Origin of the sequence: Stenotrophomonas sp. TEPEL (genome assembly GCF_004348785.1) — a bacterium.
GTDB classification, from domain to species: domain Bacteria; phylum Pseudomonadota; class Gammaproteobacteria; order Xanthomonadales; family Xanthomonadaceae; genus Stenotrophomonas; species Stenotrophomonas indicatrix.
In genome coordinates this window covers 1,841,066-1,851,403 of the sequence record NZ_QQXJ01000001.1, presented here as the reverse complement: position 1 = coordinate 1,851,403, position 10,338 = coordinate 1,841,066, and the positions used below count along the sequence as shown (strand labels likewise).

General features: G+C 68.8%; 8 protein-coding genes. All 8 read right to left on the bottom strand.

Features of this window, described 5'->3' with window-relative positions:
- Window positions 1-129: 129 nt before the first annotated feature.
- The 8 genes from TEP_RS08335 to TEP_RS08300 all read right to left on the bottom strand — a co-directional run bounded on the left by TEP_RS08335 (window position 130) and on the right by TEP_RS08300 (window position 10,328).
- Entirely contained in the window at window positions 130-573 is a 444-nt protein-coding gene (locus tag TEP_RS08335; RefSeq protein ID WP_132824930.1) for a transposase, read from the bottom strand.
- A gap of 200 nt (window positions 574-773) precedes the next feature.
- Window positions 774-1,538 carry a 2,3-dihydro-2,3-dihydroxybenzoate dehydrogenase gene (locus TEP_RS08330; protein WP_132824929.1) on the bottom strand — a complete coding sequence of 255 codons (765 nt, stop codon included), beginning with the start codon at window positions 1,536-1,538 and terminating at the stop codon, window positions 774-776.
- Window positions 1,529-5,407, bottom strand: a complete 3,879-nt coding sequence (locus tag TEP_RS08325) for a non-ribosomal peptide synthetase (RefSeq protein WP_132824928.1) — start codon at window positions 5,405-5,407, stop codon at window positions 1,529-1,531. The genes TEP_RS08330 and TEP_RS08325 overlap by 10 nt, the downstream gene beginning before the upstream one ends.
- A complete protein-coding gene (locus tag TEP_RS08320) occupies window positions 5,404-5,661 on the bottom strand; it encodes a phosphopantetheine-binding protein (protein ID WP_088100136.1) in 258 nt (85 codons plus the stop codon). The genes TEP_RS08325 and TEP_RS08320 overlap by 4 nt, the downstream gene beginning before the upstream one ends.
- Entirely contained in the window at window positions 5,661-6,293 is a 633-nt protein-coding gene (locus tag TEP_RS08315; protein WP_132824927.1) for an isochorismatase family protein, read from the bottom strand. Before TEP_RS08315 ends, TEP_RS08320 begins: the two co-directional genes overlap by 1 nt.
- Window positions 6,293-7,945 carry an AMP-binding protein gene (locus tag TEP_RS08310; RefSeq protein ID WP_132824926.1) on the bottom strand — a complete coding sequence of 551 codons (1,653 nt, stop codon included), beginning with the start codon at window positions 7,943-7,945 and terminating at the stop codon, window positions 6,293-6,295. The genes TEP_RS08315 and TEP_RS08310 overlap by 1 nt, the downstream gene beginning before the upstream one ends.
- Window positions 7,942-9,135 (bottom strand): isochorismate synthase, encoded by a 1,194-nt coding sequence (locus TEP_RS08305; RefSeq protein WP_132824925.1) that lies wholly within the window; start codon window positions 9,133-9,135, stop codon window positions 7,942-7,944. Before TEP_RS08305 ends, TEP_RS08310 begins: the two co-directional genes overlap by 4 nt.
- Window positions 9,132-10,328: an MFS transporter gene (locus TEP_RS08300; RefSeq protein ID WP_132824924.1), complete on the bottom strand. Its 1,197-nt coding sequence runs from the start codon at window positions 10,326-10,328 to the stop codon at window positions 9,132-9,134. Before TEP_RS08300 ends, TEP_RS08305 begins: the two co-directional genes overlap by 4 nt.
- Between the last annotated feature and the right edge of the window lie 10 nt (window positions 10,329-10,338).

The following is a 10,338-nucleotide window of genomic DNA, read 5'->3' as shown; positions in this document are numbered from 1 at the left end:
TTGCCGGCCAGCGGCCGGCACTACCATGGGGCAGGCGCGCGGGACTTTCCTGTCGGGTAGTGCCGGCCGCTGGCCGGCAACCAAGCGGTGCGTCCGGAGGTTCATGAAGTTGCCGGCCAGCGGCCGGCACTACCAGATCGACCACGCATAGGGATACTGGCCAATCTCCCTGGCCAGGCCCGCCCGAATGGGATTTCCCAGGATATACAGGGCCTGGCGATGCAACGATTCCTCTACCCTGACCGCATGATCGAAGTACCCGGACTGCCAGACCACGCCGCGACGACCGACCAGCCGATTCAAGGCCAACGCGCTGGATGACTTGAACCGACGGGCGATGCCCGACAGCTCCGACGCACGCAGTTGCAACATCCAATGCACATGATCCGGCATCACCACCCATGCCAGTGACTGGACCAGGCCTTGTCGCTCCAGTTCCTCAAACTGGCTGGAGACGCAGCCTGCGGTAGCGCCGCATTCAAAGCGTCGGCGGCGCTGGCATGTTGTCGTGGTCAGCACATATACCTGACCGATGATGGAGCGCCGCCCGTGGCGCAGGAGATCGCTGCTCATGGCCCATCGTGGATCAGGCAGAGATCGCTGGCTGTCGGGGAACAGCGCTGGATTCCATGAGGATCTTCCTGCCGATTGGCTGAGGTTGCCGGCCAGCGGCCGGCACTACCCGACAGGAAAATCCCGCGCGCCTGCCCCATGGTAGTGCCGGCCGCTGGCCGGCAACGCATGAACCCCGCCCGGCGGTGTGCCCGGCGCCGTCACCCGCGCAGCGTGGCGCCACCGTCCACATACAGGTCACTCATCGCGACGTGCCCGGCCTGCTCGGACAGCAGGAACATCACTGCCTGTGCGATGTCCTCCGGCGTGGCCAGCTTGCGCAAGGGGATGCCCGCCTTGTAGGTGGCCGGATTGCCGGCGATCACCCGTGCCGCGCCCTGCTCGTCTTCCCACATGCCGGTCTGCATCGGGGTCAGCGTGGAGCCCGGCGCAACGATGTTGCAGCGGATGCCCAGCGGCGCCAGCTCCAGGCCCAGGCAGCGGGTGAACATCGTCGCCGCCGCCTTCGAGGCGGCATAGGCGGCCATGCCATGCCGTGGCACGCCCGCCGCGTTGGAACTGACGGTCACGATGGCACCTTGCCGGCGCGGCGACATCACCCGTGCCAATGCGCGGCCGACATGGAACACACCATCGGCATTGACCGCGAACACCCTGCGCCAATCCTCGTCACCGGTGTCCACGACCTCGCCGACATGCAGCACGCCCGCCACGCTGGCCGCCAACATGATCGGTCCCACCGTGGCTTCCACCTGGTGTACCAGCGCGTCCACGGCTGCGCCGTCGGTGACATCCAGTGCGAAAGCCTGCACGCGCCCATCGTCGGTCACCAGCGCAGGTCGCTCGCGATCGGTTGCCACGACCCGGCACCCTGCGCCCAGCAGTTGCCCGACCAGCGCCGCACCGATACCGCCCGCTGCGCCGGTCACCAGCGCCACATTTCCTTCGAAACCCGTCAGCTGCATGTTGCACTCTCCTGTTGCCTGTCCCACTGCTGCAGCCGCGCCGACAACCACGGTGCCAGCTGCGCCACCGCATCGCGCCCGGTCAGTTCGGCGTGCAGGAACGGCAGCTCGATGGCATCCACCTGCAGCGCATGTGCCTTCCACAGCGCGGACTGCAACTGCGGCCGTGCCTGATGATCGCGTCCGGCCCGCACATGCGCCAGCGTTCCGACGAAGGGTCGGTGCTGGTGTTCGCGGATCAGTCGATTGGTCCCGGTCACCGCCCGTACCACGCCGTCGAGCACCACCTCGGGCAGGCTGCCCAGCGCGCTGCCGCCGCGCCGCAGGAAGGCGAGGATGCGCTCGCGATCGTCCAGTTCCGGATGCGCGTCCGGGTCATGCCCGGCGATGGCCAACAGCGCCCGCAGCGCCGCGATCGGGTCGGGCTCCGGTTCGGCACGCCAGCATTCGCTGGGATAGGCATCGAGCAGCACCAGTTCGCCGACCTCGCGGCCGATGTCATGCAGGCGCACGGCCATCGCCTGGGCGAGGATGCCCCCCACCGACCAGCCGAGCAGATGGATCGGCCCCTGTGGCTGCAGCGTGATCACCCGCTGCACATAGTCATTGGCCATGGCCTCGATGCTGCCTGGCAGCGGTTGCGTGGGGTCGAGCGCGGGTGACTGAAGCCCGTACACCGCGCGCGTTGGCTGCAGCGCCCGGGCCAGTGCGCGATAGTTCCAGGCAATGCCGCCTGCCGGGTGCAGCACGAACAGGGGGGCTGCGGTTGCCTCGTCGGATGCCGACAGCGCAATCACCGGCCCCAGCGCGTGATCGGCGCGTGCGGGCGGCTCGGCGATGCGTGCCGCCAGCGCGGCTACGGTCGGTTGCGCGAACAGCGCGCCCAGCCCCAGCTCGCAACGCCAGCGCTGCTCGATGGCCAGCAGCAGGTGCACGGCCGACAGGGAGTCGCCTCCGATGCTGAAGAAATCCACATCAACCGCCACCGGCAGTTCACGCCCCAGCGCCTGTGCGAACAGCGCGGCCAGTTCCTGCTCCAGCGGCGTGCGCGGCGCCTGCCCCACAACGTCCTGCTGCGGCGGTTTCGGCAGCGCAGACCGGTCCAGCTTGCCATTGGCGGTCACCGGCCACTGATCCACGCCCACGAACCCAGACGGCACCATGTAGTCCGGCACCCGCGCCAGCAGATGGCTGCGCAGCGCCGCTGCATCGAGCAGCGCCGTCGGCACATAGGCGACCAGCCGCGCCTCGCCGGGAAGATCATCGCGCAACAGCACTTCCACCCGGTCCATTCCAGGCAGCTCGCGCAACGCTGCTTCAATCTCGCCAAGTTCGATGCGCAGGCCGCGCAGTTTTACCTGATGGTCGCTGCGTCCCAGGTACTCGACAGCACCGTCGCCCCGCCAGCGTGCCACGTCGCCGGTGCGGTAGATGCGCTCACCCGGCAGGAACGGATCCGCCAGGAAGCGCTCGGCCGTCAGGTCGTCGCGGCCGAGATAGCCGCGCGCCAGCTGCACACCGCCGAGGTACAGGTCACCGGCCACGCCCACCGGCACGGGCTGCATCCGTGCGTCCAGCACATACAGGCGGGTGTTCCAGACCGGGAAACCGATCGGCACCGGGCGCGAGCGGTCATCGGCCGAGGCTGGCCACCAGCTCACATCCACCGCCGCTTCGGTCGGCCCATACAGATTGTGTAGTTCGGCATGCACCCGCGCATGGAAGCGGTCGCGCAGCGCGGCATCCAGCGCCTCGCCACTGGTGAACACGCGCCGCAGCCGCAGGTCCTGTGAGGCCGGTGCCGCCAGGAACGCATCCAGCATCGACGGTACGAAATGTGCGGTGGTGACACCATGGACGCGGATCAATCGCGCCAGCTCGGTCGGGTCGCGGTGTGCGTCCGGCCCCGCCAACACCAGCGTCGCGCCGCACAGCAGTGGCAGGAAGAATTCCCAGACCGATACGTCGAACGTTGCCGGGGTCTTCTGCAGAATCCGGTCGTCGGCGCCAATGCCATAGTGCTCGCGCATCCACAGCAGGCGATTGACGATGGCGCGGTGTTCGATCACCACGCCCTTGGGCTCACCGGTCGAACCGGAGGTATAGATCACATAGGCCGCATCGTCGCCCCTAGGGCCCGGCCACGGTGCGGCAAAGCTCACGTCGGTCCACTGCTCCGGCGGCAGCACCGGCACATCTGAAAGACGGGATTGCACGCTGACCTCTGCCAGCACACAGACCGGCTGCGCCGACGCCAGGATGCGCGCCAGGCGCTCCGCGGGATGGGCAAGGTCCAGTGGCAGGTACGCGCCGCCTGCGCGCAGTACCGCCAGCAACGCAATCACCAGTTCCAGCGAACGCGGCAGCGCTACGGCAACGACCGTGCCCGGGCCCACGCCCAGCGAGCGCAGCTGCGCGGCCAGGGCGAAGCTGCGCGCCTCCAGCGCAGCATGGTCCAGCGTCACATCGCCGAACACCAACGCCGCCGCCGACGGATCGCGGTCCATGCCCTGCTGCAGCAGTTCGACCAGGGTGGTGTCAGGCAACGCATGCGTGGTGGCATTGAAACCATGCACAACCTGCTTCGATTCTTCCGGCGTGGCCAGTGGCACCGTCGCGATGTCTTCGGCCAGCAGCGCGGCCGACACGAAATGCAGCAGCCGCCGGGCATGCGCCTTCATGTCATCCAGCCCATACAGGGCCGGGTTTGCTTCAATCTCCAGATCCAGCAGGGTCTGTCCATCGCCACGGAAGCCCAGTGTCAGGTCGTCAACCGGGCCGGTGCTCAGCACTTCCAGTGAGGCCTGCACACCTGGCAGCGCCAGCGGCTTGTAGAACGGCTGTACGTTGATCAACGGCCCATGCAGACGGTGCTGTGCACCGACCAGGCCAAGGTCACGACGCAGCTGTTCGCCACGGTAGCGCCCATGCTTGCGGCTCTGGCTGAGCTGGCGCCCGATGCGCCGGCAGAATTCCTCGACGCCGCCCTCGCCGCCCGCTACCCGCAGCGGCAGCACGTTCATCACCATCGCCGGTACCCGCGCCGCCGCGTTGCCCAGCCGCGCCATGTACGGCACGCCGAGCACGACTTCCTCGGACGCGCTCATGCGACGCACATACTCGGCGGCCAACGCGGCAAGCACATCCGGCCACGGCTGCAGCCACGATGCCGAGACCTGCAGCAGGCGCTCGCGCAAGGCGGGGTCCACCGGCTGCACCCAGCGCAGTGCATCGTCACTGGCCGCGGCGGTGCCGGCCAGGCCGGTGGAGGCCGGGGCGCCCTGCAATGCCTGCAACCACCACTGCCGGTCGACGTCGCGGCGCGCATCACTGCGGTAGCTGGCATCATCGGCCAGCACGCCCGCCAACCCTGGCAGCGCACTACCGGTGCGGCCCGCATACAGGGCGCAGACGCGGTCAGTGAACAGCGCCATGCCATAGCCATCGGTGGCCAGGTGATGCACGCGCAGGTACCAGGCCCAGCGCTGGTCACCCAGGTCGAACAGCACCTGCTGGCTCAGCCGGTCGCGGGTCGGGTCGACCGCGCTGGAGCGATCAGCCAGCATCGCCGCACGCGCCGTCTGCTGGGGATCGTCGGCCGCGGCGACATCGCGAAGCTGCAGCAATGGCACCCCCGCGGGCTCGTGCCATTGCACGGGCTGGCCGTCCTCGGCTTCGGCGAAACGCAACGCCAGCGCCTCGGCCTCGACGGCGGCCTGGTTGGCGGCAGCGGTGAACGCCGGCACATCCAGCGAACCCTCGATCCACACCGCGTGCGCGGTATTGAATGCGGGATTCTGCGGTGCCAGCCGCTGGGCAAACCACAGCCCTGCCTGCGCCTCGGTCAGTGGCAGCGGCGATCCGTTCATGCCGTCTGCGCGGCCTGCAGCTGCTGCACCACCGCCCACCACTGGCGCAGCGTAGTGTGCTCAGCCAGCTGCGCGAACTCCAGTGGCAGCCCGGTGTTGCCCCAGGCCAGCACCAGCCCCAGCATGCGCATCGAATCCAGATCCAGATCGATCAGGTTGTCATCATCGCCGATGTCAGCCGCGTGGCAATCCAGCACGCGGGCGACGTCGGCGCGCATGCGCTCCAGGGTCAAGGTTTCGGTCGTCGCGTTCATCACATTGCCTCCAGCAGCTGGTCGGTGGTCATCGGTACGCCACAGGTGCGGGCGATCCAGTGCAGCGCCTGGTCATGCTCGGCACGCGAGAAATCGGCTACGGCATCGGCAGCGATGAACGTCTCGATGTCACGCTGGAATGCCTCCACCGCCGTCGCGGTGCATCCGATATGCGCGTAGACGCCGGTGATCAGCAGCTGGTCGCGGCCGCGCACGCGCATCAGCGTTTCCAGATTGCTGCGCTGGAACGCGCTGTAGCGGTGCTTGACCAGCACATGCTCGCCCGGCTGCGGCGCGAGTACGTCGATGATCGGCTCGTGGTCGGCACGCCGGCCCATGCCCGGGCCCCACAGGTCTGCCTGCAGGCCGCGGTCGCGGCGGTCCTGGTCGCCGTGCTGGGCGGTGTAGAACACCGGAATTCCGTGCGTACGGCAATGTCCCAGCAGGCGCGCGATGTTGTCCACCGCCGGCTGCAGCGGCGCGTTGCCGGCGTCGAATGCGGCGAGGAAATAGCGCTGCATGTCGTGTACCAGCAAGGCAACACGATCACGCCGGGGGCGCCAGGCGCCTCGCGCCTGCGGCAGTTCCGCAGCGGTCGGCAGGGAATACGGGGTAATGCGGGGCAGCGCCATCAGCGCGTTCCTCCTGTCTGTTGCAGATGACGCGCGCGCAGCTGCGCGCGCAGTTCGCGGCGGCTGATCTTGCCAACCGCCGTAGTGTCGAAACTGTCCACGAAAACAATCTGATCGGGCACCTTGAACGCGGCCAGGCCACGCCCGCGCATCCACGCCTTCAGCGCCGGCGCCTTGATGGCCTCGCCCTGCCGGATCACGAAGGCACAGCTGCGCTCGCCCAGGTAGTCGTCAGGAATGGAGACCACGGCGGCGTCGAATACGCCGGGATGGGCCAGCAGATGGTCTTCGATCTCCTCGGCGGAGATCTTCTCGCCCGCCCGGTTGATGTGGTCGCCGGCACGGCCCTGCACCACCAGATAGCCGCCGGGCAGCTGCTGCACGCGGTCGCCGGTGCGGTAGAAGCCGTCGTCGGTGAACGAGCGCGCGTTGGCCGCCGCGTCATTGTGGTAACTGCGGATGGTGTACGGGCCGCGGGTGAGCAGATGACCAACCTCGCCTTCGGCAACGGGCTGGTCGTGGTCGTCGACCACGCGCACTTCATCATCCTCGCTGATCGGCCGGCCCTGGCAAGCGACAATCAGCTCCTGCGGGTCATCCAACCGGGTGTAGTTGACCAGGCCTTCGGCCATGCCGAACACCTGCTGCAACGTGCAACCGAGGCCATCGATGACCCGCCGCGCGGCTTCCGGCACCAGCTTCGCTCCCCCGACCTGCAGCACCTGCAGGCTGGACAGATCTTGCCTGCTGGTCGCCGCCGCCTGCGCCCACAGCAGCGCCAGGGGCGGCACCAGACCACAGCAGGTCACCTTCTCGCGCGCGATCAACGGAAACGCCACATCCGGGCCGGGGCCCGGGCTGAGCACCACGCGGGCGCCGGCGTACAGCGCACCGAAGAAACCCGGCGAGCTCATCGGGAAGTTGTGTGCTGCCGGCAGCGCAACCAGGTACACGCTGTCGCGGTCGATGCCACAGATTTCGTTGCTGGCGCGGAACGAGTAGATGTAATCGTCGTGCGTGCGCGGAATGAGCTTTGACAGCCCGGTGCTGCCGCCGGAGATCTGCAGGAACGCCACCGACTGCGGATCAGGATCGGCCGGCAGCTGGCTGCGATCGCCCTGCAGCGATTCCAGCGCGACGAACTCGGCCGCATCGCCGTCGATCAGCACGTGGCGTACCGCCGGCACTTCCGCCTGCAGCGCGCGCGCCAGGACACGATGATCGAAGCCTTCATGGACATCGGTACTGATGTAGGCACTGGCCTCGGCCTTGCGCGCAAAGTGGGCCAGCTCGGTGATGCGATGTGCCGGCAGCGCGTACACCGGCACCAGCCCGGCGCGGAACAGGCCACAGGCCGTTGCGATGAAACCGGCCGTATTGCCCAGCTGCACCAGCACGCGCTCGCCGGGTTGCAGGCCCAGCGCCAGCAGCCCGGCGCCGATGCGCCCGGCCTCATGCCAGAGCTGCGCATAGCTCAGGCGCACATCGCCGGCCACCACCGCGATGTCATCGGCATGGCGCTCGGCGCGTTCGCGCAGGAAACCCGGGAAGGTTTCGCCACGCCAATGACCTGCGGCCCGATAGCGCGCGACCAGCGCTTCGGGCCATTGCTGCTGCAGCGGCAGGCGCGAATCAACGGTGGACGGCGTCATGCGGATACCTCGATCAGCGACAGCGGGTCCTGCACGCCCAATGCGTTCAGCAGGGCAGCAAACTTGGCGGCGGTTTCGGCCACTTCGGCCTCGGGCTGCGAGTCGGCGACGATGCCGGCGCCGGCATACAGGCGCAGCTGGGTGCCCTGCAGGCGCGCGCAGCGGATCGCCACATACCAGTCGCCGTCCCCCTGCGCATCGAGCCAGCCCACCGCACCGGCATAGAAGCCGCGCGGCACCGGTTCCAGCGCACGGATGCGCTGCAGTGCCTGCAGCCGCGGGGTACCGCAGACGGCCGGGGTGGGATGCAGCTCGGCCAGCAGGGTCGCCGCCGAGGTAGCAGCGTCCTTCAGCGTGGCGTGGATGCGCGTACCCAGATGCCACATGCTGGCGGTGGCGTGCAGCACCGGGCGTGGCTGCGCTTCAATGTGACTGCACCAGGGCGAGAGGCCATCGACAATGGCGTCGACCACATGCCGGTGTTCGTCATGGTCCTTCGCCGATGCCAGCAACGCCTGCGCGGCGCGCTTGTCCGCAACCGGATCGGCACTGCGCCTGGCCGAACCGGCCAGCGGATGCGACAGCACCTGCGCACCGCGTTTGCGCAGCAGCAGTTCCGGTGTCGCCCCCACCAGCCATGCCGGCGCCTGGCCAACGTGCACCGGCAGCGGCACGGCGTAGGTCGCCACCGAAGGATCGGTGCCGAGGCGGGCCAGCAGCATTTCCGGTGACAGCGCCTGCTGCGTGTGCGCCAACAGGCTGCGCGCCAGTACCACCTTGTGCAGCTCCGGGTCCGGCGCGCGCATCGCGCTGACCGCGTCGGCCACGGCCGCTGCATACGCCTGCGCGGAGGGCTCGGCAGTCAGCGCTCCGGACAGCGCCGGCGCCGCCTGCGACTGCACAGGCAACGCCGGCAGCAGGCGCTCGGGCTGGTACAACGCATCATCGGCGCGCGGCTCGAACGGCACCGCGCCGACCAGCAGTCCCGGCCCACCGCGCTGCTGCGCGAAGAACGTCGCCACGCGCTCGGCCAGCGTGGCCAGCACACCGGTCGGCAAGGGTGCGCGGCAGCCGCGCGCGTGCATCTGCCGATCGGCCTGCCGCAGCAGGAACAGCGACGCTTCGGCGGTGGGCTCGGGCAGCATCGACGCAGCCTCCGGCCACGCGCCCTGCATCAGGGAATCGTTCATGGGGTCTCCTTCATCCGATACGCTGCGGCCAGCACGCACAGCACCAGCAGCAGCACGCCGACCAGCAGATAAGGCAGGCTGGCGCCGCCGCGATACAACAGGGTGCCGAGCATCGGCCCGGCCACCATGCCCAGCCCCTGCGCCGCCGCGACGGTGCCGGCCGCCGCCCCCTGTTCGTGCGGCTGCACCGCGTCGGCGGCCAACGCCTGGAACGAGGGGAACACGAAGCCCATGCCGAACGCTGCAAGCGCGTAGGCCGCCGGCAACTGCCAGGTCTGCTGCACCGCCGCCACCGACGCAAAGCCGATGCCTGCGATCAGTGCGCCGAGGATGATCCAGCGCCGGGGATGCACGTCCAGTTTCATCACCAGCCCCTGCGCGAGGATCAGGCCCACGCCGACTGCAGTCAGTGCGATGCCGGCCATGCGTGCACCTTCGGCTGCATCCAGGCCGAAGCGATCGATGGCGAAGAAGCCAACCGTGACCTGGGCGATGGTCACCGACACCATCGCCACGAACGCGGCCATCTGCGGCAGGCGCAGCCGCGGGTCGAGGCGCGACAGCGGTACGCGGTTGCGGCTGTGTGCGGCTGCCACCGGCGGTGTGGCCGGCAGGCGCCAGGCCAGCAGGCCCAGCGCGAGCAGCGGCAACAGCGCAGCCACGTACAGCGCCAGCGGCAGGTTCTTGTAGGCAAGCCATCCGGCAGCAGCCGGACCCAGCACCATCCCCAGCGCGTTGGCGCTGCCAAGGCGGGCGAGGAATTTCGCACGTTGGCCGGTGGGTGCCTTGTCGGCGATCAGCGCGGCAGCGGTCGGCGGCACAGCCGCGTAGAACAGGCCGATCAGGCCACGTGCACCGACCAGCACCAGCACCGAGACCAGCACCGGCGGTATTGTCTGCAGCGCGACATCGATGAACACCGCCAGCGCGATGTAGACCACGGTGTAGGCACTCATCGCCAGCATCAGCACGCGCTTGCGGCCGATGCGGTCGCTGAGCTGGCCCCACGGGCGAGCGGCCAGCATCCACAACACGCCCGCGGCCGTGACCGATAGACCGGCATGCCATTCGGACAGGCCCAGCAGGCGGACCACCGGGCCGATGACGGCGACGAAGGACATCATCGCCATGGTGCCGATCAGGGCAGCCAACACCAGCGCCGGCAGGCCGGGAACCACGGGACGTGCATGCATGCAACACCAA

What these genes read in the sequence shown, in the direction of transcription:
- TEP_RS08335 (WP_132824930.1), bottom strand. Translation starts at nt 573, where the DNA reads ATGAGCAGCGATCTCCTGCGCCACGGGCGGCGCTCCATCATCGGTCAG.
- TEP_RS08330 (WP_132824929.1), bottom strand. Translation starts at nt 1,538, where the DNA reads ATGCAGCTGACGGGTTTCGAAGGAAATGTGGCGCTGGTGACCGGCGCA.
- TEP_RS08325 (WP_132824928.1), bottom strand. Translation starts at nt 5,407, where the DNA reads ATGAACGGATCGCCGCTGCCACTGACCGAGGCGCAGGCAGGGCTGTGG.
- TEP_RS08320 (WP_088100136.1), bottom strand. Translation starts at nt 5,661, where the DNA reads ATGAACGCGACGACCGAAACCTTGACCCTGGAGCGCATGCGCGCCGAC.
- TEP_RS08315 (WP_132824927.1), bottom strand. Translation starts at nt 6,293, where the DNA reads ATGGCGCTGCCCCGCATTACCCCGTATTCCCTGCCGACCGCTGCGGAA.
- TEP_RS08310 (WP_132824926.1), bottom strand. Translation starts at nt 7,945, where the DNA reads ATGACGCCGTCCACCGTTGATTCGCGCCTGCCGCTGCAGCAGCAATGG.
- TEP_RS08305 (WP_132824925.1), bottom strand. Translation starts at nt 9,135, where the DNA reads ATGAACGATTCCCTGATGCAGGGCGCGTGGCCGGAGGCTGCGTCGATG.
- TEP_RS08300 (WP_132824924.1), bottom strand. Translation starts at nt 10,328, where the DNA reads ATGCATGCACGTCCCGTGGTTCCCGGCCTGCCGGCGCTGGTGTTGGCT.